The sequence below is a fragment of the Clavibacter sp. AC415 genome, from assembly GCF_979252985.1.
In genome coordinates this window covers 1-24,186 of record NZ_CEEDAR010000006.1, presented here as the reverse complement: position 1 = coordinate 24,186, position 24,186 = coordinate 1, and the positions used below count along the sequence as shown (strand labels likewise).

Genomic DNA, 24,186 nt, shown 5'->3' with positions numbered 1-24,186 from the left:
AAGGTGCTCGGAAGCCCCCGCCCCAAGCCATTTAGACATAATGAGATGAACTCGCGAGAGTCGCACGACGTGACGCTCAAGGGCCTTGGAAGCCGCCTGACCGATCCACTTCGCGTAGGAGTGTCGTGAGGTTCCCCGCCGGGCCGTGAGGGAACCGTATGGATGCGCGAGGGCGCCCGATCCCGAGGTGTCTAGTGGTGCCTCGTGCCCCGCCGGGCACCCGCGTCCGACCGGGCGCGGCACCCCTCACCGGAGGATCCCCGTGCTCGACCTCGTGTACATCGCAGGCGCCATCGTCCTGTTCGCCCTCGTCGGCCTCGTCGGCCGGGGGGTGGAGAAGCTGTGATCACCTCCTTCGCCGACGCGGCCGGCCTCGCCGCCGCCGTGCTCGGCATCGCCGCGGTGGTGTACCTCGTGTACGCCCTGATCCGCCCCGAGCGGTTCTGATGGACGCGCTCGCCGGCGTCCTCCAGGTCGCCTCCGTGGTCCTCGTCCTCGTGCTCGTCCACCGCCCCCTCGGCGACCTGATGGCGCGCATGTACGAGTCGCCCCACGACACCCGCGTCGAGCGGCTCCTCTACCGCATCGTCGGCGTCGACCCCCGCTCCGAGCAGACCTGGCCCGCCTACCTCCGCGCCGTGCTCGCGTTCTCGCTCACCGGCGTCCTCGTCGTCTACGGGATGCAGCGCCTCCAGGCCCTCCTCCCCTACGCGCTCGGCCTCCCCGCCGTGCCCGAGGGCCTGTCCTTCAACACCGCCGTCTCGTTCGTCACCAACACGAACTGGCAGTCGTACTCGCCCGAGGCGACCATGGGCTACACGGTGCAGCTGGCCGGGCTCGCCGTGCAGAACTTCGTGTCGGCGGCGGTCGGCATCGCGGTGGCCATCGCGCTGGTGCGCGGATTCGCCCGCACGCGCAGCGGCACCATCGGCAACATGTGGGTCGACCTGATGCGCGGATCCCTGCGCCTCCTCCTCCCCCTCTCGCTCGTCACCGCCGTGGTCCTCATCGCCGGCGGTGTCATCCAGAACCTCGCGGGCTTCCCGGACGTGCAGACGCTCGCGGGCGGCACGCAGACGATCCCGGGCGGGCCGGTGGCCTCGCAGGAGGCCATCAAGATGCTCGGCACGAACGGCGGCGGGTTCTTCAACGCGAACTCCGCGCACCCGTTCGAGGACCCGACCGCGTGGACGAGCGCGTTCCAGGTGCTGCTGATGCTGCTGATCCCGTTCTCGCTCCCCCGCACCTTCGGGAAGCTCGTCGGCGACACCCGCCAGGGCACCGCGATCGCGGCCGTGATGGCCACGATCTTCCTCGCCTCCTTCACGCTCCTGACGCTCTTCGAGCTGCAGGGCGCCGGCTCCGCGCCGACGGCGGCAGGCGGCGCGATGGAGGGCAAGGAGCAGCGCTTCGGCATCGTGCTCTCGACGCTGTTCGGATCGACCTCGACGCTCACCTCGACGGGCGCCGTCAACTCGATGCACGACTCGTACACGGCGCTCGGCGGCATGATGCCGATGCTCAACATGATGCTCGGCGAGGTCGCCCCCGGCGGCGTCGGATCCGGCCTGTACGGCATGCTCGTGCTCGCCGTCATCTCGGTGTTCGTCGCAGGCCTCCTCGTCGGCCGGACGCCCGAGTACCTCGGCAAGAAGATCGGGCCGCGGGAGATCAAGCTCGCGAGCCTCTACATCCTCGTCACGCCGGTCCTCGTGCTCACCGGCACCGCGCTGAGCTTCGCGATCCCGGCGGTGCGCGCCGACGTCGAGGGCACCAGCATCTGGAACCCGGGCCTCCACGGCCTCTCCGAGGTGGTCTACGCGTTCACCTCGGCGGCCAACAACAACGGATCCGCGTTCGCCGGCCTCACCGCGAACACGCCCTGGTTCACCACGGCCCTCGGCGTCGCGATGCTGCTCGGCAGGTTCCTGCCGATCGTGCTCGTGCTGGCGCTCGCCGGGTCCCTCGCGGCGCAGGACCGCATCCCCTCCACGGCGGGGACCCTGCCCACCCACCGGCCGCAGTTCGTCGGCCTCCTCATCGGGGTGACGGTCATCGTGACCGCTCTCACCTACTTCCCCGTTCTCGCGCTGGGTCCCCTGGCGGAAGGGCTGCAGTCATGACCACCATCACCCCCGAGGCCGAGCCGCGCGAGGCCGCGTCGCCCGCGGCCGACCCGAAGCCGTCGCGCGCCCGCGCCGTCGACGCCCGCCAGCTCGCCGAGGCGATCCCCGGCGCGTTCCGGAAGCTCGACCCGCGGCTGATGCGGCGGAACCCCGTGATGCTCATCGTCGAGGTCGGCGCCGCGTTCACCACGGTCCTCGCGATCGCGGAGCCCTTCACGGGCGGATCCGGCAGCTCGGGCGGCAGCGCCGTGCCCGCGACCTTCACGGCCGGGATCGCCCTGTGGCTCTGGCTCACGGTCGTCTTCGCGAACCTCGCGGAGTCGGTGGCCGAGGGCCGCGGCAAGGCGCAGGCCGACAGCCTCCGGAAGACCCGCACGAGCACGATGGCGCACGTCGTCGCGTCCTACGACGCATCCGGGGATCCCGGCGCCGAGCGCACGGAGCTGCGCGAGGTGTCGAGCGCCGACCTCACCCTCGGCGACGTGGTCGTCGTGGTCGCCGGCGAGTCGATCCCGGGCGACGGCGACGTGGTGTGGGGCATCGCCTCCATCGACGAGTCGGCCATCACGGGCGAGTCCGCGCCGGTCGTCCGCGAGTCCGGCGGCGACCGCAGCGCCGTCACCGGCGGCACCCGCGTGCTGAGCGACCGGATCGTCGTGCGCATCACCTCGAAGCCCGGCGAGACCTTCGTCGACCGCATGATCGGCCTCGTCGAGGGCGCGTCGCGCCAGCGCACGCCGAACGAGATCGCGCTGAACATCCTGCTGGCGAGCCTCACGATCGTGTTCGTGATCGTGGCGCTCACGCTCAACCCGATCGCCTCGTACTCGGCGGCGACCGTGAGCGTGCCGGTGCTCATCGCGCTGCTCGTCTGCCTGATCCCCACCACGATCGGCGCGCTGCTGTCGGCGATCGGCATCGCCGGCATGGACCGGCTCGTGCAGCGCAACGTGCTCGCGATGTCCGGCCGCGCGGTCGAGGCCGCGGGCGACGTGACGACGCTGCTCCTCGACAAGACCGGCACCATCACCTACGGCAACCGCCGCGCGAGCGAGCTCGTGGCCGTCGACGGCACGGGCGCCGAGGAGCTCGCCCGGGCCGCGGCCATGTCGTCGCTCGCGGATCCGACGCCCGAGGGCTCGAGCGTCGTCGACCTGGCGGTCGCGCAGGGCCTCGACACCGGCACGCTGCCCCGCGGCGTCGACGTGCCGTTCACCGCCCAGACCCGCATGTCGGGCGTCGACCTGTCCGACGGCACGGTCGTCCGCAAGGGCGCGTCGTCCGCCGTCATCGCGTGGCTCGAGGAGGGCGGGCGTCCGCTGCCGTCGTCCCTGCACGCCGAGCTGACCGAGGTCGTCGAGTCCGTCTCGAACGGCGGCGGCACCCCGCTCGTCGTCGCCGTGAAGGACCCGGCGGGCGCCGGCCGCGTGCTCGGGGTCGTGCACCTCAAGGACGTCGTCAAGGACGGCCTGAAGGAGCGCTTCGCGGAGCTGCGCGCGATGGGGATCCGGACGGTGATGATCACGGGCGACAACCCGCTCACCGCCCGCGCCATCGCGGCCGAGGCCGGGGTGGACGACCACCTCGCCGAGGCGACGCCCGAGGACAAGCTCGCGCTCATCCGGAAGGAGCAGGAGGGCGGCCGCCTGGTCGCCATGACCGGCGACGGCACCAACGACGCGCCCGCGCTCGCGCAGGCCGACGTCGGCGTCGCGATGAACACGGGCACGTCGGCCGCGAAGGAGGCCGGCAACATGGTCGACCTCGACTCGGACCCGACGAAGCTCATCGACATCGTGCGGATCGGCAAGCAGCTGCTCATCACCCGGGGTGCGCTCACCACGTTCTCCATCGCCAACGACGTCGCCAAGTACTTCGCGATCATCCCCGCGATGTTCACGGGCGTCTTCCCGCAGCTCGCGGTGCTCAACGTGATGCAGCTGCACTCGCCGGCGTCCGCGATCCTCTCCGCGATCGTCTTCAACGCGCTCGTCATCGTGGCGCTCATCCCGCTGGCGCTGAAGGGCGTCGCGTACCGGCCGCTCAGCGCCTCGAAGGTGCTCAGCCGGAACCTGCTGGTCTACGGGGTCGGCGGCGTCGTCGCGCCGTTCCTCGGCATCAAGCTCGTCGACCTCGTCGTCAGCCTGATCCCCGGCTTCTGATCCCCGCGCCCCCAGAACAGAAGGAGCACCATGCCCTCCCCCGCCAGTCCCCCTCCGCACCGCCGGCGTCGCCGTCCGCGCGATGGCCGTCCTCACCGTCGTCCTCGGCGTCGGCTACGCGGCCGTCGTCACGGGCGTCGGCCAGCTCGCCCTGCCCGCGCAGGCGGACGGCTCGCTCGTGTCCGTCGACGGCCGGGTCGTCGGATCCTCGCTGATCGGCCAGTCCTTCCAGGACGCCGACGGCACCGCCCTCCCCGAATGGTTCCAGTCCCGGCCCTCCGCCGCGGGCGACGGCTACGACGCCTCGGCCTCCAGCGGCAGCAACCTCGGGCCCGAGAACGCGGACCTCGTGGCCGCGATCGAGGAGCGGAAGGCGGCCATCGCCGCGTCCGACGGCGTGGATCCGGCGACGATCCCGGCCGACGCGCTCACCGCGTCGGCCTCCGGGCTCGACCCGCACATCAGCCCGGAATACGCTCGCCTGCAGGTGGCCCGCGTCGCCGGGGCCCGGGACATCCCCGAGCAGGAGGTCGCGGACCTCGTCGAGGAGCACGTCCAGGGACGCGACCTCGGCTACCTCGGGGAGCCGACCGTGAACGTGCTCGAGCTCAACATCGCGCTCGCCGGCCTCGGCGGCTGAGGCCCGCACCACGCGGGCGAGGAAGAGGATCCATGAAGCGCGGGCGACTGCGGGTGCTGCTGGGCGCGGCGCCCGGCGTGGGCGAGACCTACGCGATGCTCGAGGAGGGCCGGCGGCTCCGCGACGAGGGCGCCGACGTGGTGGTCGCGGTCGTGGAGACCCACGGCCGCGTCGCCACGGCCGCGATGCTCGAGGGGCTGGAGGTCCTGCCCCGGCGCGAGGTGTCGCACCGCGGCGTGGAGATCACCGACCTCGACGTGGACGCCGTCATCGCCCGCCGGCCCGCCATCGCGCTGGTGGACGAGCTCGCCCACACGAACGCGCCCGGCGGCCGCAGCGAGAAGCGCTGGCAGGACGTCGGCCTGCTCCGCGACGCCGGCATCGACGTGATCTCCACCGTCAACATCCAGCACATCGCCTCGCTCAACGACGTGGTGGAGAAGATCACGGGCGTCCCGCAGCGCGAGACCATCCCCGACCGCGTGCTCCGCGAGGCGCACCAGGTCGAGGTCGTCGACCTCGCGCCCGAGGCCCTGCGCGACCGGCTCGCCGGCGGGCGCGTGTACCCGGCCGAGCGGATCGACGCGGCCCTCTCCCACTACTTCCGGCTCGGCAACCTCACGGCCCTCCGCGAGCTCGCCCTGCTCTGGCTCGCCGACGAGGTCGACACCGCCCTCTCCGCGTACCGCGACGAGAAGGGGATCGACGCCCGCTGGGAGGCCCGCGAGCGCGTGGTCGTCGCGCTCACCGGCGGGGCGGAGGGCGAGACCCTGCTCCGCCGCGGCGCCCGCATCGCGGCCCGCTCGGCCGGCGGGGAGCTGATGGCGGTCCACGTCTCGAGCCAGGACGGCCTCCGCTCCGGCAACCCCGAGGCCCTCGCCCGCCAGCGCGCGCTCGTCGACTCGCTCGGCGGCAGCTACCACCAGGTCGTCGGCGACGACATCCCGCGGGCGCTCGTGGAGTTCGCGCGGGCGTCCAACGCGACGCAGCTCGTGCTCGGCGTGAGCCGCCGGAGCCGCCTCGCCGCCGCCGCGACCGGTCCCGGCATCGGCGCGACGGTGATCCGGGAGTCGGGCGACATCGACGTGCACATCGTCACGCACGCGGCCGCGGGCGGGCGCTTCCGGCTGCCGCGCATCCGCGGCGGCGCGCTCAGCATGCGGCGCCGGGTCCTCGGGGCGCTCCTCGCGCTCGTCGGCGGCCCGCTGCTCACCTGGCTGCTCTCGGCGACCCGCTCGGACGACTCCATCACGAGCGACGTGCTCTCGTACCAGCTGCTCGTGGTGCTCGTGGCGCTCGTCGGCGGCATCTGGCCGGCCCTGTTCGCGGCGGTCCTCTCGGGCGTCACCCTCGACTTCTACTTCATCGACCCGCTGTACACGATCACCGTCGACGAGCCGCTGCACCTGCTCGCGCTCGTGCTCTACGTGGTCATCGCGTTGCTGGTCAGCTGGATCGTCGACCAGGCCGCCCGCCGCACGCGCCTCGCCCGCCGTGCGGCCGCCGAGGCCGAGCTCCTGGCGACCGTGTCCGGGTCCGTGCTCCGCGGCGACGGCGCCGTGCACGCGCTCGTCAGCCGCACGCGGGAGGCGTTCGGCCTGCAGGGGGTGCGGCTCGTGGACCGCGGGGAGACGATCGCGTGGGACGGCGTCGTGACGGGGGCCGCGTCGACCGACGTGCCCGTGGGATCCCGCGGCGTGCTCACCCTCTTCGGCGGCGACCTCGAGGCGTCCGGTCGGCGGCTCCTGCGGGTCATCGCCACGCAGCTCGACGCCGCGCTCGAGCACCGCGACCTCTCCGACACCGCGCGCGAGGTGGGCCCGCTCGCGCAGACGGACCGCGTGCGCACCGCCCTCCTCTCGGCGGTCAGCCATGACCTGCGCCGCCCGCTGAGCGCCGCGACCGCCGCCGTCACCGCGCTCCGCTCGCCCGGCGTGCACTGGGCCGACGGCGACCGCGAGGAGCTGCTCGCCACCGCGGAGGAGAGCCTCGGCACGCTCGCCGACCTCGTGACCGACCTCCTCGACGTGAGCCGCGTGCAGGCCGGCGTGCTCGGCGTGCGGCTGATGGACGTCGACCTCGACGACGTCGTGCTCGCGGCCCTCGACGAGCTCGACCTCGGGCCCGCGGACGTGGTGCTCGACCTCGCGCCCGACCTCCCGGGCGCCGTCGCCGACCCGGGCCTCCTGCAGCGCGTCATCGTGAACCTGCTGAGCAACGCCGTCCGGCACGCGCCCGACGGGGTGCCGGTCCGGCTCGGCACGAGCGCGTTCGCGGCGGCGGTCGAGATCCGCGTCGTCGACCACGGCCCCGGCGTCGCCCCCGAGAGGCGCGACGACATGTTCGTGCCCTTCCAACGGCTCGGCGACACCGACAACGCGTCGGGCCTCGGTCTCGGCCTCGCGCTCTCGAAGGGATTCACCGAGGGCATGGGCGGCACCCTCACCGCCGAGGACACCCCCGGCGGCGGGCTCACGATGGTGGTCGCGCTGCCGGAGTGCCGGGCGGGATCCGCGCCCGACGCGCCCCTGGCCGGCGCCGCCGCCGCGACGCCCGGGTCGGAGGTGCCCGCGTGAGGATCCTCATCGCCGACGACGACCAGCAGATCCTCCGGGCGCTGCGCATCACCCTCACGAGCCTCGGCTACGAGATCCTCACGGCCGACGACGGTGCCGCCGCCATCCGCCTCGCGGTCGCCGAGAAGCCCGACCTCTACATGATCGACCTCGGCATGCCGCGGCTCGACGGCGTCGAGGTGATCCAGGCGCTGCGGCTCTGGTCGACCGCGCCGATCCTCGTGGTCTCCGGCCGCTCGGGCGCCGCCGACAAGGTCGAGGCGCTCGACGCCGGCGCGGACGACTACGTCACCAAGCCGTTCTCCATCGACGAGCTGCTCGCCCGCATCCGCGCCCTCGGCCGCCGCGCCGCCCCCGACGAGGACCGCTCCGCCGTCGTCGCGTTCGCGGACGTGACCGTCGACCTCGCCGCCCGCGTCGTCACGCGCGGCGACCAGCGGGTGCGCCTCACCCCCACCGAGTGGCAGGTGCTCGAGCTGCTCGTCCGGGCCCCCGACCGGCTGGTGTCCCGGCAGACCCTCCTCACCGAGATCTGGGGACCGACCCACGTGAACGACAGCGGGTACCTCCGCCTCTACGTGGCCCAGCTGCGCCAAGAAGCTCGAGCCGGATCCGTCGCACCCGCGACACCTGCTCACGGACCCCGGGATGGGGTACCGCTTCGTGCCCGCGGGGGCGGGGCGGGCGCCGGGCGACGCATAGCCGACGCCCAGCCGCACGCCGGTCGGCTCCCGGCTTCACGCGCGTAGGCTCCCGGGGTGCCCACGAGATCCACCCGCAAGCCCGCCGTCCGACCCGCCGCCGTCATCGCCTCCACCGCCGCGGCCCTCGGCGGCCTCACCGCCGCCGCCCTCGTCGTCCCCCGTCGCTTCGAGGCCGGCCGCCGCGAGCGCGCCGCGGTCCTCAACGAGACGCTCCCCGTGAACTCCGCCTGGTGGCGCGAGCAGGCGAAGGTCGACGGCGACCTCCTCTACGTCGCGCTCGGCGACTCGACCGCGCAGGGCATCGGCGCGAGCCGGCCCGTGAACGGCTACGTCGGGATCCTCGCCGACCGCATCCGGGCCCTCAGCGGCCGCACGGTCCGCACCGTGAACCTCAGCGTCTCGGGCGCCCGCGTCGCCGACCTCATCGACCACCAGCTCCCCCGCCTCGCGAAGCTGCAGCCCGACGTGGTGACCCTCGCGATCGGCGCCAACGACATCGCCGCGTTCGAGCCCGTCGCGTTCGAGCGCGACCTCGGCCGGATCCTCGACGCCGTCCCGCCCACCACCGTCGTCGCCGACCTGCCGTGCTTCCACTTCCCGGCCAGCGAGCGCAAGGTGCGGGTCGCCAACGAGATCGTCCGCCGCCTCGCGACCGACCGCCGCCTCCGCATCGCGCCGCTGCACCGCATCACGCGCCGCCAGACGGCGGTGCTCGCCATCACCCAGGCCGCGGGCGACCTCTTCCACCCCAACGACCGCGGCTACCGCGTGTGGGCGAGCGCGTTCCTGCCGTTCCTCCCCGCGACCGTGCGGGCACTGGAGGTGGCAGGGCGCTGACCCGGCGGGGACCTGGCAGACCATCGCGTTGCGCACAGCTCTCCCCTGATGCGAGCTGTCGCCGGCCCGGCCTTGAGCGTGAAGAGCGTGAATACCCTGAAGAGCGTGAAGGGAACCTCGCCTCTCCGACTGCGTGGTCAGACCAGTGATCTGGCGGCTCGTGCATGGGAGTTCGTACACCTCGGGAAGTACGGTTATGCGTACTTCCGCACATGTACGAATACGCGTACTATGGACGGAGTACGAAGATCCGTACAAGGGGAGTGACGATGAACGCCGTGTTCTCGGCAGCTCAGCTCGGCGCGAGCGTGCGCCTTGCTCGGTTGCGCACCAACATGACCCAGGCTGACGCGGCCGAGCGAGCAGGTGTTGAACGACAGTGGCTCAATCGATTCGAGACCGGGAAGATGGCAAACCCATCCCTCGACCGAGTCCTGGGCTTGATGCGCATCCTGAACCTGGAACTCGTCGTCACAGAAGCGTCCGCTGACACCGAAGCGCTTCCACTGAGCGACGGTCACTTCACGGATCCGCGTTCATGAGAGAGCTCATCGCGTACATCGACGGTCAACGCACGGGCATGGTCCGTCAGACCCCCGGCGGCCAGATCGAGTTCACCTACGACCAAGATCTCCCTACGAATGCCACGCCTCTCTCCATATCCATGCCCCTGGTCCCAGGTGCCACCTATCGGAACAAGATCGTGGCACCGTTCTTGAAGGGCCTTCTTCCCGACAACGCACTTACCCTCGACGCCATAGCGGCACGCCACCACACTTCGGCCTCCAACCCATTCGCCCTGCTGACGCATGTAGGGCGCGATACGGCTGGCGCTCTCCAGCTGCTACCCGCCAGCGCCGAATCAGACGAGGCGGCCTCGAGTCAGGGTGCCGTGCGATTGTTCGACGAACAGGAATTCGAGGAGCTGATCGCAGACATCGTACGCGATGCAGGAACATGGCAACGCAACCACGATGACATCCGATGGAGCCTCGCGGGAGCACAACCGAAAGTCGCTCTCCATCTCGACGATGCGACCGGACTCTGGGGCGCACCGGAGGACGCGACCCCGACGACCCACATCCTCAAACCTGCCGGGCCTGACAGCCGTCACGATGTGAATGAGTTCATGACGATGCGGGCCGCGCAGCATCTGGGCCTTCGAGTAGCCGACCACAAAGCATTCACCACGAGCCGCGGTCACCACGTCTTCGTCAGCCGCCGCTATGACCGCATGCGGACGCCGAACGGCTTGCACCGGCTTCATCAAGAGGATTTCGCACAGGCTCTCAGCGTGGATCCGGCGATGAAGTACCAATCCGACGGCGGTCCGGGCGTCGGGGACATCGCCGCTCTTCTGAAGCGCATGCCCATCGCCTACCGCCAGCAAGCGCAGACGGAGTACTTCGAAGCGCTCGTGTTCTCTGTGGTGTCAGTCAACACCGATGCACACTCGAAGAACTATTCGCTGCTGCACTCAGGACCGCAGACGCAGATGGCTCCCCTCTATGACCTCGGATCGAATGTGCTCTACGCCGGCGCCCAACCTGTCGAATCCTCCGTGACGGTAGGCGGCGAACGGCGCATGAACGCGATCGGACTACCGCAGTTCCTCGAAGCCGCTCGTACGATCGGGATCTCCACCGACAGAGCGAGTGAATCCGTGAGCCGAATCCGTGGAGGCTTGGCCGAGGCCTTCGCGCATGCCCTCGCAGATGTCGGGGAGGCGGGTGGGGGACGAGAACACGCAGCAGAGATCGCCAACGGCATAGCGCGGATGTCGCGAGACCGCGGCTGGTCGCCATGAAGAGCCCCCCGCCCCCTCGCCCGATAGCGGGGCTCGGGATCCCGCCGCCCAGCCGTGTCGGCCGGATCCTCGACGGCGTCCCGCCCACCACCGTCGTCGCCGACCTGCCGTGCTTCCACTTCCCGGCCAGCGAGCGCAAGGTGCGGGTCGCCAACGAGATCGTCCGCCGCCTCGCGACCGACCGCCGCCTCCGCATCGCGCCGCTGCACCGCATCACGCGCCGCCAGACGGCGGTGCTCGCCATCACCCAGGCCGCGGGCGACCTCTTCCACCCCAACGACCGCGGCTACCGCGTGTGGGCGAGCGCGTTCCTGCCGTTCCTCCCCGCGACCGTGCGGGCGCTGGAGGTGGCAGGGCGCTGACCCCTGGCGTCCCGCGGATGCGCCTCCGTAGGGTGGATCCATGGCCGACGACACCCGCGACGCCCGCCCCACCGGCACCCTCTGGCTCGTGATCGGGCTGGTCTCGGGTGCGCTGCTGGTCACGGGGGCCGTCCGCCCGGCCTGGATCCCCGCCGTCGCGTTCGCGGTCTCCGTGCTCATGCTCGTGCGCACGACGGGTCGCCGCACCCGGCCCTGACCCCGTCCGGCCGTGTCGGTGCCCGCCGGTAGAGTCCCCCGCATGGCCCGCACCCACTCCACGTACCGCTGCTCGGAGTGCGGGTGGACGACGCCGAAGTGGGTCGGCCGGTGCGCCGAGTGCCAGAGCTGGAACACCGTCGCCGAGGTGTCCCAGACGCCCGCCGCAGCGGGCCGCGTCACCCCGCTCACGCCCGCGGGGTCGAGCCAGGCGCGGTCCATCATGCACGTCGGCACCGCGTCCGCCAGCCACATGCCGAGCGGCGTGGGCGAGCTCGACCGCGTGCTCGGCGGCGGCATCGTCCCGGGCGCGGCCATCCTCATCGAGCGGCGAGCCCGGCGTCGGCAAGTCCACGCTGCTGCTCGAGGTCGCCGCCCGCGCCGCCGCGAAGGGCGCGAAGGTCCTCTACGTCACGGCCGAGGAGTCGGTCGCGCAGGTGCGCATGCGCGCCGAGCGCACGGGCGGGCTGCAGGAGTCGCTCCTCATCGCCGCGGAGACCGACCTCGGCACCATCCTCGGCCACATCGAGCAGGTGTCCCCCGACCTCCTCATCGTCGACTCGGTGCAGACCGTCTCCAGCAGCACCTCGGACGGCCTGCCCGGCCACCCCGGCCAGGTGCGCGAGGTCGCCGTCACGCTCATCCGCGTCTGCAAGGAGCGCGACCTGCCGCTGCTCCTCGTCGGCCACGTCACGAAGGACGGCTCCATCGCGGGCCCGCGGCTCCTCGAGCACCTGGTCGACGTCGTGTGCCAGTTCGAGGGCGACCGCCAGACGTCGCTGCGCTTCATCCGCGCGCTCAAGAACCGCTTCGGGCCCACCGACGAGGTCGGCTGCTTCGAGATGGCGGGCGACGGCATCGTCGAGGTGCCGGATCCGAGCGGCATGTTCCTCTCGCGCGGCATCCACTCGGTCTCGGGCACCTGCGTCACCGTCGCGATGGAGGGCCGCCGCGCCCTCCCCGTGGAGGTGCAGGCCCTCGTGGTCGACACGAAGGCGCCGCAGCCGCGCCGGGTGGTGAACGGCGTCGACGCGTCGCGCGTCGCCATGCTGCTCGCCGTGCTGGAGAAGCGCGCCAACGTGCGGCTCTCCGACCGCGACGTGTACGTCTCCACCGTCGGCGGCGTGCGCCTCACCGAGCCCGCGGCCGACCTCGCCATCGCCGTCGCGCTCGTCTCCGCCGTCAACGGCAAGGCCATGCCGCACGACCTCGCCGCGTTCGGCGAGATCAGCCTGGCGGGCGAGATCCGCGGCGTCACCTCCGCGCCGCAGCGCGCGGCGGAGGCCCGCCGGCTCGGCTTCACTCAGATCGTCGACGCCGAGTGGGGGCCGCTCTTCTCCGCTCTCGGGCGCGCGTTCTCCCTCGCGAGGAGCGAGCGCGAGAAGGAGCTCGACGAGGCGTTCTGAGCCCCGCGCCGCTGCGAGGGGCGTCCACGGCTGAGACCTGCGACCGGCGTCGCGCCGCCGGCCGGACCTGCGCGGCGGATCCGGTCAGACCTGCGCGGCGGATCCGGCGGCGTGCTCGCGCACGTGCGCCACGGCGTCGTCGACCACGTGCGTCACGTGCGTGTCGGTCACCTCGTAGCGGGCGATCCGCCCCGTGCGCTCGACGGTCACCAGACCCGACGCCCGCAGGACGCGCAGGTGCTGCGAGACGAGCGGCTGCGACAGCCCCGACTCCTCGACGAGCTCCGACACGGTCATCTGCCGCGCCGAGAGGAGCCCCAGGAGGCCGAGCCGCGACGACGACGACAGCACCTTGAAGAGGTCTGCTGCCTGCTCGAAGCCGGCGGGTGGGTAGGTCATCTGGTCGATCCTACGACGACGAGGACCCCGCCTCGCGGCCGGGTCCTCGTCGGTCGTCGCGACGTGCGGCGCGTCGGATCAGTGCTCGTCGTAGTGGTCGCCGTGCTCGGCGTGCTTGTGGCCGTCGTGGACGAAGTCGACGTGGTCGTCATGCGTGACCGTCTCGTGGCCGCAGTCGGCGCCGTGCTGGTGCTCGGCGACGGTGTGCTCGGCGTGCGTCTCGGTGGTGTCGGTCATGGTGCGTCCTTCCGTGGGTGGACCGCCAGGATGACAGACACATGCATGGATTGCAATGCGTGCATCCAATCGAGAACCGTCGTCATGTGCGCATCGCGACCGCGGCGGCGGCGGCGGCGCGTCAGTACAGGAGGAAGGACTTCGGCTCGGCGCTCTCGACGCCCGCGACCTCGACCGAGAGCGTGTAGGTCGCGCCGCCCGCGGGCACGGCCGGGCGCTCCGCCTCCTGGCACGTGGTGGTGGACGAGCGCTGGCGCGACCACTCGAACGGCGAGGACGTCTGCGGCGTGCGCGCCGCGAGCTCCACCTCGGCGTCCTCGGCGCCCGTCTGGCAGTCGGTCGACCGCCAGTAGACGTCGGATCCGCTGGAGACGGTGAACACCTGCGTGGTGGTCCCGAGGTTCGCGGTGCAGGGCTCCATGCCGGTGTTCGTCACCGTGAACGACAGCTTCGGCAGGACGCCGGCCTGGTAGGACGCCGCGTCGGTGACGGGCGTGACCGTCAGCTGGCCGACCGCGCAGGAGCCGTCGGCGTTCGTCTCCGTGCCGGCGCTCGCGCTCGGGGTCGGCGTGGCCGGCGATTCCCCGACGGAGTCGCCGGAGTCGCCGTCCGGGGCGGCCTCCGCGCTCGGGGTCGCCCCGGGGGCCGCGGTGTCGGCCGAGCCGCGGCCGAGGTTCGAGACGATGATCACGATGACCGCAATGACGGCCACCACGACGAGCAGCGCGACGAGACGGCGGCGGCGGTACACGGCCGCGGACGGGCGGCCTCCGGGCGAGGTCGAGGACATGACGCCAGGGTACGGTCGCGCGCCCGCGCGGCCGGGTCGGCGCGCCCGCCGCTCGCGTGCCTCCGGGCTCCGGGCATTCCCCGGCCCTGCGCGGGACGGGTCAGAGCGCCTTGAGCATGCGCGTGTTGCCGAGGGTGTTCGGCTTCACGCGGGAGAGGTCGAGGAACTCGGCGATGCCCTCGTCGTGCGAGCGGAGCATCTCGTAGTAGATCTCCTGCGCGATGATCGACTCCGCGACCTCGTGGTAGCCGTGCCGGGTGAAGAACCCCACCTCGAAGGTCAGGCAGAACAGGCGGCTGAGGCCGAGCTCGCGGGCATCGTCCTCGAGGCGCTCGAGCAGCGCGTGGCCGACGCCGGTGCCGCGCGTCTGCGGCGCGGCGGCCAGGGTGCGGATCTCGCCGAGGTCCTCCCACATGACGTGCAGCGCGCCGCAGCCGACGACCTCGCCGGACGCGTCGACCGCGACCCGGAACTCCTGCACGTTCTCGTAGAGCACCACGAGGTCCTTGCCGAGGAGGATGCCCTCCATCACGAGCGGCTCGACGAGCTGCTGGATCCGGGGCACGTCGCCCGTGCGCGCACGTCGCACGCGGATGCCCCCGTGGGCTCCGCGGACTCGACGACGACTGGCTCTGCGCTCACGATGACGACCCTCTCGGACCGCGGCTCGGGGGCGCGGATCCGGTGTCCAGCCTATCGACGGGCGGTTCCCGCGTCCGGAGCGGGCGGCTCGGCGTCGCGGCCGCGGCCGGGGTCGCTGTCGCTGCCGTCGCCGGGGTCGAGCCGCGCGATCATCCGCGGCGCGATCCACACGATCGCCACCACGCCCACCACCGCGCGCAGCCCGGCGAACACGAGCACCCACCAGCCGACGCCGTCGCCGCCGACCAGCAGCGCGATGCCGACGACCACGAGCGCCGCGTCCGCGACGAACGGCACGCGCAGCCAGAACAGGAGGCGGCGGACGGGATCCACGTCAGCCCGCCGCGGTCGGGCCCGGCCGACCCGTCACGGGCGCACCGGTCGGCGGCGCCCAGGAGGCGGCGCCGGGGCCCGACGCGTCGCGCGCCGGCGCCGCCCGGCGCTCGAGCGGCAGCCGCACGCCGAAGACGGTGCGGCCGGGCTCCGACTCCACCCACAGCGCACCGTGGTGCGCGGCGACGATGGCCTGCGCGATGGCGAGGCCGAGTCCCGTGCCGCCCGTGGCGCGGGCCCGGGATCCGTCGCCGCGCACGAAGCGCTCGAACAGGTTCTCCTGCAGGGCCGGGGGGATGCCGGGGCCGTCGTCGGTCACGCGGATGACGGCATGCGCATCCGGACCGCGGCCCTCGACCGCGAGCGACGCGACGACGCGCGTGCCGGACGGCGTGTGGGTGCGGGCGTTCGCGAGCAGGTTGACGACCACCTGCCGGAGCCGGGCGTCGTCGCCGGGCACCGTGACGGGCTCCTCCGGGAGGTCGAGCCCCCAGTCGTGGTCGGGGCCCGCCGCGCTCGCGTCGCCGACCGTGTCGAGGAGGATCCGGGTGACGTCCACCGGATCCGACTCCAGCTCCCGCCCCTCGTCGAGGCGGGCGAGCAGGAGGAGGTCCTCGACGATCGTGGTCATCCGCACCGACTCCGACTCGATGCGCGACAGCGAGTGCGTCACGTCCTCGGGCAGCTGGTGCGGTCCTCGACGGGTGAGCTCGGCGTAGCCGCGGATGGAGGCGAGCGGCGTGCGCAGCTCGTGGCTCGCGTCCGAGACGAACCGCCGCACCTTCGCCTCACTCGCCTGGCGCGACGACAGCGCCGCGGAGACGTGCCCGAGGAGCCCGTTGAGCGCGGCGCCGACGCGGCCCACCTCGGTGCGCTCGTCGGTGTCGGATGCGGGGACGCGGGCCTCGAGGGCGACGTCGCCGCGGTCGAGCTCCAGCGCGGCCACGTGCGTCGCGGTGGCGACGACCCGGTCGAGGGGGCGGAGCGCGCGCCGCACGATGAGCGCGCCGACGAACGCGGCGAGCGCCAGCGTGATGGCGGCGACCACGGAGATCACGACGATGAGCTGCTCCACCACGTCGTCGGCGGGCTTGAGCGGCAGGCCGGTCACGATGGTCGCCCCCGTGGAGGAGGTCTCGCCGACCAGGCGGTAGCGGCCGAGCGCACCGCCGAGGTCGACCGTGCGGGGCACGCCGTCGGTCGCGACGCTCTGCAGCTGCTCGCTCTGCCGGGCGGTGAGCTCCACGGCGCCGGCGCCGTCGGGCTCCCCCTCGGCCGCGCCGCGGTCGGCGATGTAGCCGCCCGAGACGACGCCGCCGACGATGGTCGCGCTGATCGTCCCGACCTGCTGGCCGAAGGCGCCGAGGCCACCGGGAGGGGCGCCGGGGAAGCTGCCGTAGTCGTCCGGATCCCGGTCGACGAAGCTCTGCGAGCGCGACGCCGTGGCGCTCAGCTGCTGGTCGACCTGCCGCTCCAGCGAGGCCTGCAGCGCGAGGATGCTCACCGCGCCGATGATGATGCTCGCGAGCGCCAGGAGGCCCACCACGCTGAGGACCAGCCGGCGGCGCAGGGTCATGCCGTTCGCCGCGCCGACCAGCCGCGCCTGCAGCGGCGCGGTGCCCTTCAGCCCGCTGCCCTGCAGCACGGTGCCCCGCGGCGCGGTCACTCCGCGGCCTTGAGCATGTAGCCGCTGCCGCGCACCGTGTGGATCATCGGGTTCCGGCCGGCGTCGATCTTGCGGCGCAGGTAGGAGATGTAGATCTCGACCACGCTCGACTTCCCGCCGAAGTCGTAGCTCCACACCCGGTCGAGGATCTGCAGCTTGCTGAGCACACGGCGCGGGTTCCGCATCAGGTAGCGCAGCAGCTCGAACTCGGTCGCCGTGAGCTCGACGGGGTCGCCTCCGCGCGCGACCTCGTGGCTGTCCTCGTCGAGGGTGAGGTCGCCCACCCGGATCACCGGGTCGACGCTGTCGCTCACGACGAGCGTGGAGCGGCGGATGAGGCCGCGGAGCCGCGCGACGACCTCCTCGAGGCTGAACGGCTTCGTCACGTAGTCGTCGCCGCCCGCGGTGAGGCCCGCGAGACGGTCGTCGAGGGAGTCCTTCGCGGTGAGGAAGAGCACGGGGATGTCCTGCGCCTCGGCCCGCAGCCGCGACAGCACCTGGAGGCCGTCGAGGTCGGGGAGCATGATGTCGAGCACCACGGCGTCCGGCTTGGACTCGCGGGCGGCGGCGAGCGCCTGCTGCCCGTCGGCCGCCGTGCGCACCTGCCCAGCCCTCGTAGCGGAGCGCCATCTGCAGCAGGTCGGTGAGGGACGCCTCGTCGTCGACGACGAGCACCCGGATGGGCGACCCGTCGGCACGGGTGAGGCGGGGCTGCGGGGCGGCGGCGGGCTGGAAGCCGGAGGGCGGTGTCGTGGTCACGAGGACCATCCTCCACAGGATCCTATGAGCCGGCCATGAGGCGCCCATGATGCCGCTCGGGGCCGTCGGCCGCGTGGTGGCCGGCCACCTGTCCACCTGTCCGCCTGTCCGCCTGTCCGCCTGTCGAGACCATTGCGTCGGGCCGGGCGCGATCGACGCGGATTCCGTGTGGACGACGACGGGCCCGGCGCATGACGCGCCGGGCCCGTGGTCGTGCGGAGGTGCCGAGGGCTAGTGCTTGTCCTCCGTGGCGCGGGTGACGGGCTCGCCCTCGACCGTCTTCCGGTCGCCCTTTTGCTTGTCGCCGCGGGTCTTCGCGAGGCTGGCGACCGTCGCGACCGTGATGGTCGCGCCGATGAAGAGCAGCGAGAACCAGATCGGGATCTCGGGCGCCCACAGCATCGGCTCGCCGCCGTTGATGAAGGGCAGCTCGTTGACGTGCATCGCGTGCAGCACCAGCTTGAGGCCGATGAACGCGAGGATGACCGCGAGCCCCTGCGACAGGTACACCAGGCGCTCGAGCAGGCCGCCGATGAGGAAGTACAGCTGGCGGAGGCCCATGAGCGCGAAGGCGTTCGCGGTGAACACGATGTACGCCTCGTTCGTGAGGCCGTAGATGGCGGGGATCGAGTCGAGCGCGAACACCAGGTCGACGAAGCCGATCGCGATGACGCAGAGCAGCAGCGGGGTGACGAAGCGCTTGCCGTCGATCTTCGTGGTGAAGCGGTCGCCGACGAACTCGTCGTGCACCGGCAGGATGCGCCGGGCGACGCGCACGAACATGTTGTCCGCCGCGTTGCCGCCGTGGTCGCCCTTCAGCTGCTGGTACGCGAGCACGAACAGGAGCGCGCCGAAGATGTAGAAGACCCAGGAGAAGTTCTCGATGAGCGCGGCACCCAGCGCGATGAAGCCGGCGCGCATGATGAGCGCGATGACGATGCCGATCATCAGCACCTTCTGCTGGTACTTCCGGGGCACGGCGAACCCGGTCATGATCAGCAGGAACACGAACAGGTTGTCGATCGACAGGGCCTTCTCGGTGAGGTACCCGGCGAAGTACTCGCCGCCGTAGCCCCACCCGTTCGTGAAGCCGATGCCGACGCCGAAGATCAGCGCGAGGCCGATGTAGAACGCCGACCAGCGGGCGGACTCGCCGATGGTGGGCTCGTGCGGCTTGCGCACGTGGGTGAAGAACTCGTAGACGAAGAACGCGATGGTGACCGCGATCGTGATGAGCCAGGTGGTCGTGGTGATGTTCACGGGGGTCTCCGGGATGAGGCCGACGGGATATCGGGACGGCGGGTGGCGCGAGGAAGCCCCATGATCCCATGCGGGTGGACCCTCAACCCGGGGAAATGCCTGCGCCTACGCTCGACGGCTCCTGCGCACCGGCGCGCCCGGCACCCGTCAGGTCAGGCTGGGGGCCTCGAACGGGTAGGCCACGTACGCGAACCGGCGCGAGTCCGGTGCCCAGCTCGTGACGTTGAGGGTGCCCTGACCACCCGGGAACGCCGCGATGTCGCGCGTGCGGTGGCTCTGCCGGTCGATGAGGCGGAGGATCACGTCGCGGTCGGCGGGATGCCCGAGCGTGCCCGGAGGGAAGCTCACGTAGACGATGTGCTCGCCGTCCGGCGACGGGTGGGGGAACCAGTTGACGCGCTCGTCGGAGGTGAACCGGTGCGCGTCGGTGCCGTCGATGCGCATCGTGAACAGCTGAGCGTGGCCCGGCAGGTCGGATCCGCGTTCGGAGTTGTAGTACAGCCACTCTCCGTCGGGCGAGAACTCGGCGCCGTCGTCGGGGAACCCGTCGTCGGTGAGCTGCGTGATGGGGCCTCCGTCGACGGGCACCAGGTGGATGTTCGTGGTCCACTCGCCGCGGGCGTCGACCTGGCCGCCGATGACGCTGAGCACGGTGCCGTCGGGCGAGACACCGTGCAGGTAGTTCTTGAAGCCGAGGGCCGGATCACGGTCCGCCGTGATGCGCCGACCCGCGCCTCCCGCGCCGCCGTTCCACGGGACGTCGTAGAGGTGTCCGTCGCGCCCGGAGACGTAGACGTGCTCGCCGTCGGGCGAGATGACGTGGTCGTTGTTGATGGGCGGCACGCCGCCGAGGTCGACCGCCTGGAAGTCGACCGCGGGCTCGGGCAGGTCCGGATCCGGCTCCTCCGCCGCGGGCGCCGGCAGCCGCCGGAGGCCGCCCTCCGCGTTGACGACGAGCCACCGCCCGTCCGGCGTCCAGTTGGGCGCCTCGATGTGCAGCACGGCCGACTCGGCGACCATGCGCTCGGCGCCGGTCTCCACGTCGACGACGAGGAGACGGGCCAGCTGGCCGTCGCGGAGCGTCACGCGGCCGATCCGGTGCCGGCAGGCGGCGCGGATGCCGTGCCCGCCGTGCCCTCTACGTCCTCCGCGTCGTCGCGGTTCGCGGCGAACGCGGAGTCGAAGAGGCTGTCGGGCGTCGGCCAGAGGAGGGAGCGGACCTTCGCGAGGGCGTCGGGGGCTCCGTGCAGTCGGTCCATCCCCGCATCCTCCCACTCGACCGAGACGGGACCGTCGTAGCCGATGCTGCGCAGCGCCCGGAACGCGCGCTCGAAGGGCACGTCTCCGTGGCCGACCGAGACGAAGTCCCACCCGCGCCGGGGGTTCCCCCAGCTGAGGTGCGATCCCAGCCGGCCGCCCCGGCCGTCGGTGGTGACGCGGGTGTCCTTCGCGTGCACGTGGTAGATGCGGTCGGCGAAGTCGAGGAGGAAGCCCACGGGGTCGATGCCCTGCCACATCATGTGGCTCGGGTCCCAGTTGAGCCCGAAGCCCGGCCGGTGGCCGATGGCCTCGAGCGTGCGCCGGGTGGTCCAGTAGTCGTACGCGATCTCGCTCGGGTGCACCTCGAGCGCGTACCGCACGCCCTCGTCGTCGAACACGTCGATGATCGGGTTCCAGCGGTCGGCGAAGTCCTGGTAGCCGGCGTCGATCACCGACTCCGGCACGGGCGGGAACATCGCGACGTACGGCCAGATGCGGGACCCGGTGAAGCCGGTGACGCGGGTGACCCCGAGGCCGGCGGCCGCCTTCGCGGTGAGCTTCAGCTCCTCGGCGGCACGCTGCCGGACGCCCTCGGCCTCGCCGTCGCCCCACACCTTCGAGCGGAGGATGCCCTGGTGGCGGAAGTCGATGGGGTCGTCGCAGACGGCCTGGCCGGTGAGGTGCTGCGAGAGCGCGTGCACCTGCAGTCCGTGGCGCTCGAGGATCTCGAGGCGACCCCGGAGGTAGGCCGGGTCCTCGGCGGCCCGCCACACGTCGAGGTGCTCCGCCGAGCAGGCGATCTCGAGGGCGTCGAAGCCCCAGCCGCTCGCCAGACGGGCGACCTCCTCCAGCGGCAGGTCGGCCCACTGGCCGGTGAACAGCGCTACGGGGGTGGTGATCTGGGGCATGGCTCCCTCTCGTCGGCGGTGACGGTGGCGGTGACGCGGATCCGGTGACGGCGCGTGGGATCCACGGTACACACCGGGCCGCGCGTCGCCACGGGTCGGGTTCAGCGAAAGTTCGCCGACTGCGTGCGCTGGTAGCCGGCGAGCGTGATGCCGCCGAGGAGCAGCGCCCACGCCGCGAGCAGGAGCAGGGGGACGCCCGCAGCCGCCGTGTCCCCCCGGGCCGCGGCGCTCGTCAGGGCGCTCCACGCGCCCGTCGGCAGCAGGACCGTGAGGGACTCCCAGGGCGTGCCGCTCGTGTCGCCGCCCGTGAACAGCCCGCCGGCGAACGACAGCGGCAGGTACACGAGGTTCGCGAGCCCGAGCGCCCCGCGGGCCGGGAACCAGTACCCCATGGCGAGCCCGAGCAGCGCCATCGGGACCGCGCCGGCCAGCACGGCGAGCGCGACGGCCGCGAGCGTCGCCGCGTCCACGCGCACGCCCCCGGCGGTGATGCCGAGCGCGACGACCGGGATCACGAACACGATCCCGAAGACGCAGGCGACCGTGAGCTTCGCGGCCAGGCGGATCCACGCGGGCACCGGCGCCGTGAACAGCCACCGCTCCCAGGGCGACTCCCGTGCCGACGCGACCCCGACCCCGAACTGGAACGTGACCGTGCCGAGCACGGAGAAGAGGACGTACCCGAGCAGCACGCTGAGCCGCGCGCTCGGGGACCCGCCCTGCGGCAGCCCCACGACCGCGTAGATGAGCACGGGATACGCGAGGAGCGGGAGGACGAAGGCCGGCATCCGCGCGTTCTGGGCGAGCTCGCTCACCACGTGCGCGCGGTAGATCGCGAGGCGCCGCCGCCCGGTCGGGCGGGCGGGCACGTGCTGCGCCGTCGCGGATGCGGACGCCGAGGCCGATGAGGAGGAGGCGCGCGCGGTCATCGGGCGCATCCCGCGTGATCCGATGCCGACGACGGCGGCGAGGACGTCCCCGACCCGGCCGCGCCTCCTGCCAGCACGCGCTCGACGATCTCGCCGAGCCCCGGCTCGACGACCGTGAGGGAGGGCTGCGGGACCGCGGCGAGCACCAGACCGGCGACCGCGTCCGACCGGTCCGTGTCGACGACCCACCGGATCCGCTCGCCCTCGCGCGGCTCGTCCCCGGATGCGGCGACCGCGCCCGCCGAGCGGAGGTCGCGCGCCTCCGACGGCGTGGCGTCGAAGGAGACGCGGCGCACGCCGGCGAGCCCCGGAAGTCGGCGGCGGTCCAGTGGCCCACCACGCGCCCGTGGTCGAGGCACACCACGGTGTCGGCGAGCGCCGCCACCTCCTCCATGTCGTGCGAGGCGAGCAGCACCGTGCGCCCGGAGTCGCGGACGGCGGCGATGGCGTCGCGCACGGCAGCCCGGCCGGGGATGTCGAGCGCGGCCGAGGGCTCGTCGAGCACCACGACCGGGGTGCCCGCCCCGACGACGCAGGCGAGGGCGACCCTCCGGCGCTCGCCGCCGCTGAGGCCGCCGGTCTGCCGGCCCGCGAGCGCCCCGAGTCCGAAGCGGTCGACGGCCACCGCCGGCGTGAGGGCGGCCGCGTGCGGCACGAGGGCGAGCGCCAGCACCTCCCGCACCGTCAGGTACTCGGGGAACGCGAGGGCCTGCGGCATCACCGCGACCAGCGCCGCCGTGGGCCCGCCGCGCCGCACGTCGTGGCCGAGGACGCGCGCCCGCCCGGCGTCCGGGCGGCGCGTGGCGGTGAGCACGTCGATGGCCGTCGTCTTGCCGGATCCGTTCGGCCCGAGCAGCGCGTGCACGAGGCCCGGGGCGAGCGCGAACGACGCGTCGTCGAGCGCGCGCGTGCGCCCGAAGGCCCGGGTGATCCCGTCGAGCTCCACCGCATCAGCCATGTGCCGCCTCCTCCAGGTCAGGGTGTCGCGCACCGGCGGTCGCCGCGTGCGGGTACTCGGGGTGCGCGGGCACGTCGGGCTCTGGGCGCCCGCCCATCGAGATCGCGTAGAGAGACGACTGCGTCACCCCGTCGAGCCCGAGCACGGCGTCGAGCTCGTGGTCGACGAAGCCGACCCATCCGATCGAGGGCAGCCCGAGCGCGGTCGCCACGAGCAGCGCGTTCTGCGCGACGTGACCGGCCTCCAGCAGGGTGAGCCGGTAGCCGCGCAGGCCGTACTTCGTGCGGGAGCGCTCGAAGCTGCCGGTGATCACGATGGTCACGGCCGCCTGCTCGGCGAGGGGCGCCATGGCCGTCGGTGCGGCCCTCCGGAAGCGGGCGAGCCTCCCGGCGCGGTCGAGCCCGGACACGTCGACGAGGGTCTCCTCGAGCGGATCGAGCTGGTGGATGCCGGCCACGAGCCCCTCCGCCGCCCGCACCACGACGTGCAGGTCGAGCGGGTAGAGGCCACCGGCCGAGGGCACGAACCTCCCGGATCCGCCGGCCGCGCGCGGCCCGTACGCGAGGCGCAGCACCGTCGCGAGCTCCGCGAGCGGGACGGGGGCCGCGAGCTCCTCGGGATCCGCCGAGCGCCGCGCCGCCATCGTCGCGCCGAGCGCGTGCGGGGAGCGGGAGCGCGGGCGGGAGCGGGAGCGCCGGGAGCAGGCGGGGCGCGCTCGTGGCGCCGCCCGGACCCGCGTCGATGCCCTGCGCCTCCTGCGCCAGCTGCTGCGCGTAGCGCACGTCGGTCCAGCCGGGGTGGGTGATGCGCGTGATCTTGGACGCCTCGTGGAAGTCCTCGGCGAGATCGCCCGCCCGGCGCTCGACGGCGCCGCCGACGCTGAAGATCGGGCCGACGCTGCCGGCGGACGCGGACGCGGACGCGGACGCGGACGCGGGCGCAGGCCGGGGCGCAGGCGCAGGCTCGTGCGCGTCCACCGCAGCGGGATCGGGTCCGGGTTCGGGTGCGGCGACGGGGCGCCTCGGCGCATCGCCCTCCCGCCCGTCCGCCGGGGCGCTCGCGGGCGCCGTGCCGATGCCGATGATGCTCATGTGGTCCTCCTGGTGGTGCCGGCGGGATGCGCGCCGCCGGCGCGCGGACGGGGCTGCGGGACGGTGACGGGGGCGGGGGCCGCCCTCACGGGAACGGGTGCGGGACGTCGACGGGGAT

General features: G+C 72.9%; 22 protein-coding genes and 5 pseudogenes. 13 read left to right on the top strand and 14 right to left on the bottom strand.

Features of this window, described 5'->3' with window-relative positions; all coding sequences use genetic code 11:
• The first annotated feature begins 187 nt into the window (after positions 1-187).
• From ACZ411_RS01970 to radA, 13 genes and pseudogenes are all read left to right on the top strand, one after another.
• Positions 188-346, top strand: a complete 159-nt coding sequence (locus ACZ411_RS01970) for a hypothetical protein (RefSeq protein ID WP_172407224.1) — start codon at positions 188-190, stop codon at positions 344-346.
• The gene (kdpF, locus tag ACZ411_RS01965; protein ID WP_317229615.1) at positions 343-447 is read left to right on the top strand and encodes a K(+)-transporting ATPase subunit F; all 105 of its coding nucleotides are present in this window, start codon (positions 343-345) and stop codon (positions 445-447) included. Before ACZ411_RS01970 ends, kdpF begins: the two co-directional genes overlap by 4 nt.
• Positions 447-2,123, top strand: coding sequence for a potassium-transporting ATPase subunit KdpA (gene kdpA / locus ACZ411_RS01960; protein WP_464168142.1), 1,677 nt, complete (start codon positions 447-449; stop codon positions 2,121-2,123). The genes kdpF and kdpA overlap by 1 nt, the downstream gene beginning before the upstream one ends.
• A complete protein-coding gene (gene kdpB, locus ACZ411_RS01955; RefSeq protein ID WP_464168140.1) occupies positions 2,120-4,288 on the top strand; it encodes a potassium-transporting ATPase subunit KdpB in 2,169 nt (722 codons plus the stop codon). Before kdpA ends, kdpB begins: the two co-directional genes overlap by 4 nt.
• Positions 4,289-4,343: 55 nt before the next feature.
• Positions 4,344-4,928, top strand: a pseudogene (gene kdpC, locus ACZ411_RS01950) (potassium-transporting ATPase subunit KdpC); the annotation flags it as partial.
• A 32-nt stretch (positions 4,929-4,960) separates the two neighbouring features.
• Complete coding sequence (locus tag ACZ411_RS01945; protein ID WP_464168138.1) at positions 4,961-7,504, top strand: DUF4118 domain-containing protein; 2,544 nt, start codon at positions 4,961-4,963, stop codon at positions 7,502-7,504.
• Positions 7,501-8,206, top strand: a pseudogene (locus ACZ411_RS01940) (response regulator). Before ACZ411_RS01945 ends, ACZ411_RS01940 begins: the two are co-directional and overlap by 4 nt.
• A 56-nt stretch (positions 8,207-8,262) precedes the next feature.
• Entirely contained in the window at positions 8,263-9,045 is a 783-nt protein-coding gene (locus ACZ411_RS01935) for an SGNH/GDSL hydrolase family protein (protein ID WP_464168136.1), read from the top strand.
• A gap of 269 nt (positions 9,046-9,314) precedes the next feature.
• On the top strand, positions 9,315-9,587 hold the full coding sequence (locus ACZ411_RS01930; RefSeq protein ID WP_464168134.1) for a helix-turn-helix transcriptional regulator: 273 nt from the start codon (positions 9,315-9,317) through the stop codon (positions 9,585-9,587).
• The gene (locus ACZ411_RS01925; RefSeq protein WP_464168132.1) at positions 9,584-10,852 is read left to right on the top strand and encodes a HipA domain-containing protein; all 1,269 of its coding nucleotides are present in this window, start codon (positions 9,584-9,586) and stop codon (positions 10,850-10,852) included. Before ACZ411_RS01930 ends, ACZ411_RS01925 begins: the two co-directional genes overlap by 4 nt.
• Positions 10,849-11,214: a hypothetical protein gene (locus ACZ411_RS01920; protein ID WP_464168130.1), complete on the top strand. Its 366-nt coding sequence runs from the start codon at positions 10,849-10,851 to the stop codon at positions 11,212-11,214. The genes ACZ411_RS01925 and ACZ411_RS01920 overlap by 4 nt, the downstream gene beginning before the upstream one ends.
• A 40-nt stretch (positions 11,215-11,254) precedes the next feature.
• Positions 11,255-11,431: a hypothetical protein gene (locus ACZ411_RS01915; RefSeq protein ID WP_464168128.1), complete on the top strand. Its 177-nt coding sequence runs from the start codon at positions 11,255-11,257 to the stop codon at positions 11,429-11,431.
• Between the two features lie 42 nt (positions 11,432-11,473).
• Positions 11,474-12,836, top strand: a pseudogene (gene radA, locus ACZ411_RS01910) (DNA repair protein RadA).
• An 84-nt stretch (positions 12,837-12,920) separates the two neighbouring features.
• Here the strand turns inward: radA and ACZ411_RS01905 are convergent.
• From ACZ411_RS01905 to ACZ411_RS01840, 14 genes and pseudogenes are all read right to left on the bottom strand, one after another.
• On the bottom strand, positions 12,921-13,235 hold the full coding sequence (locus tag ACZ411_RS01905; protein ID WP_104290181.1) for an ArsR/SmtB family transcription factor: 315 nt from the start codon (positions 13,233-13,235) through the stop codon (positions 12,921-12,923).
• A 78-nt stretch (positions 13,236-13,313) separates the two neighbouring features.
• On the bottom strand, positions 13,314-13,472 hold the full coding sequence (locus tag ACZ411_RS01900) for a zinc transporter permease (protein WP_094116692.1): 159 nt from the start codon (positions 13,470-13,472) through the stop codon (positions 13,314-13,316).
• A 121-nt stretch (positions 13,473-13,593) separates the two neighbouring features.
• A complete protein-coding gene (locus ACZ411_RS01895; protein ID WP_464168123.1) occupies positions 13,594-14,262 on the bottom strand; it encodes a hypothetical protein in 669 nt (222 codons plus the stop codon).
• A 100-nt stretch (positions 14,263-14,362) separates the two neighbouring features.
• Positions 14,363-14,827 (bottom strand): amino-acid N-acetyltransferase, encoded by a 465-nt coding sequence (locus tag ACZ411_RS01890; protein WP_464168121.1) that lies wholly within the window; start codon positions 14,825-14,827, stop codon positions 14,363-14,365.
• A 128-nt stretch (positions 14,828-14,955) separates the two neighbouring features.
• Positions 14,956-15,237: a hypothetical protein gene (locus ACZ411_RS01885; RefSeq protein WP_464168119.1), complete on the bottom strand. Its 282-nt coding sequence runs from the start codon at positions 15,235-15,237 to the stop codon at positions 14,956-14,958.
• A gap of 1 nt (position 15,238) precedes the next feature.
• Complete coding sequence (locus ACZ411_RS01880; protein ID WP_464168225.1) at positions 15,239-16,813, bottom strand: sensor histidine kinase; 1,575 nt, start codon at positions 16,811-16,813, stop codon at positions 15,239-15,241.
• Between the two features lie 86 nt (positions 16,814-16,899).
• Positions 16,900-17,671, bottom strand: a pseudogene (locus tag ACZ411_RS01875) (response regulator transcription factor).
• 222 nt (positions 17,672-17,893) lie between these two features.
• Positions 17,894-18,922 carry a TerC family protein gene (locus ACZ411_RS01870; RefSeq protein WP_464168117.1) on the bottom strand — a complete coding sequence of 343 codons (1,029 nt, stop codon included), beginning with the start codon at positions 18,920-18,922 and terminating at the stop codon, positions 17,894-17,896.
• A gap of 147 nt (positions 18,923-19,069) precedes the next feature.
• Positions 19,070-20,008, bottom strand: coding sequence for a TolB family protein (locus ACZ411_RS01865; protein WP_464168115.1), 939 nt, complete (start codon positions 20,006-20,008; stop codon positions 19,070-19,072).
• Positions 20,005-21,090, bottom strand: a complete 1,086-nt coding sequence (locus tag ACZ411_RS01860; RefSeq protein ID WP_464168222.1) for a sugar phosphate isomerase/epimerase family protein — start codon at positions 21,088-21,090, stop codon at positions 20,005-20,007. The genes ACZ411_RS01865 and ACZ411_RS01860 overlap by 4 nt, the downstream gene beginning before the upstream one ends.
• Positions 21,091-21,191: 101 nt before the next feature.
• Positions 21,192-22,019: an ABC transporter permease gene (locus ACZ411_RS01855; RefSeq protein ID WP_464168220.1), complete on the bottom strand. Its 828-nt coding sequence runs from the start codon at positions 22,017-22,019 to the stop codon at positions 21,192-21,194.
• Entirely contained in the window at positions 22,016-22,315 is a 300-nt protein-coding gene (locus ACZ411_RS01850) for a hypothetical protein (RefSeq protein ID WP_464168229.1), read from the bottom strand. Before ACZ411_RS01850 ends, ACZ411_RS01855 begins: the two co-directional genes overlap by 4 nt.
• 251 nt (positions 22,316-22,566) lie before the next feature.
• A pseudogene (locus ACZ411_RS01845) lies at positions 22,567-22,977 on the bottom strand (ATP-binding cassette domain-containing protein); the annotation flags it as partial.
• Positions 22,970-23,620, bottom strand: coding sequence for a SagB/ThcOx family dehydrogenase (locus ACZ411_RS01840; protein ID WP_464168113.1), 651 nt, complete (start codon positions 23,618-23,620; stop codon positions 22,970-22,972). The gene ACZ411_RS01840 and the pseudogene ACZ411_RS01845, both read right to left, overlap by 8 nt.
• Between the last annotated feature and the right edge of the window lie 566 nt (positions 23,621-24,186).

Coding starts and splice junctions, on each gene's coding strand:
- kdpA (WP_464168142.1), top strand. CDS start 447: ATGGACGCGCTCGCCGGCGTCCTCCAGGTCGCCTCCGTGGTCCTCGTC.
- kdpB (WP_464168140.1), top strand. CDS start 2,120: ATGACCACCATCACCCCCGAGGCCGAGCCGCGCGAGGCCGCGTCGCCC.
- ACZ411_RS01945 (WP_464168138.1), top strand. CDS start 4,961: ATGAAGCGCGGGCGACTGCGGGTGCTGCTGGGCGCGGCGCCCGGCGTG.
- ACZ411_RS01930 (WP_464168134.1), top strand. CDS start 9,315: ATGAACGCCGTGTTCTCGGCAGCTCAGCTCGGCGCGAGCGTGCGCCTT.
- ACZ411_RS01925 (WP_464168132.1), top strand. CDS start 9,584: ATGAGAGAGCTCATCGCGTACATCGACGGTCAACGCACGGGCATGGTC.
- ACZ411_RS01920 (WP_464168130.1), top strand. CDS start 10,849: ATGAAGAGCCCCCCGCCCCCTCGCCCGATAGCGGGGCTCGGGATCCCG.
- ACZ411_RS01915 (WP_464168128.1), top strand. CDS start 11,255: ATGGCCGACGACACCCGCGACGCCCGCCCCACCGGCACCCTCTGGCTC.
- ACZ411_RS01905 (WP_104290181.1), bottom strand. CDS start 13,235: ATGACCTACCCACCCGCCGGCTTCGAGCAGGCAGCAGACCTCTTCAAG.
- ACZ411_RS01900 (WP_094116692.1), bottom strand. CDS start 13,472: ATGACCGACACCACCGAGACGCACGCCGAGCACACCGTCGCCGAGCAC.
- ACZ411_RS01895 (WP_464168123.1), bottom strand. CDS start 14,262: ATGTCCTCGACCTCGCCCGGAGGCCGCCCGTCCGCGGCCGTGTACCGC.
- ACZ411_RS01880 (WP_464168225.1), bottom strand. CDS start 16,813: ATGACCCTGCGCCGCCGGCTGGTCCTCAGCGTGGTGGGCCTCCTGGCG.
- ACZ411_RS01860 (WP_464168222.1), bottom strand. CDS start 21,090: ATGCCCCAGATCACCACCCCCGTAGCGCTGTTCACCGGCCAGTGGGCC.
- ACZ411_RS01855 (WP_464168220.1), bottom strand. CDS start 22,019: ATGACCGCGCGCGCCTCCTCCTCATCGGCCTCGGCGTCCGCATCCGCG.
- ACZ411_RS01840 (WP_464168113.1), bottom strand. CDS start 23,620: ATGGCGGCGCGGCGCTCGGCGGATCCCGAGGAGCTCGCGGCCCCCGTC.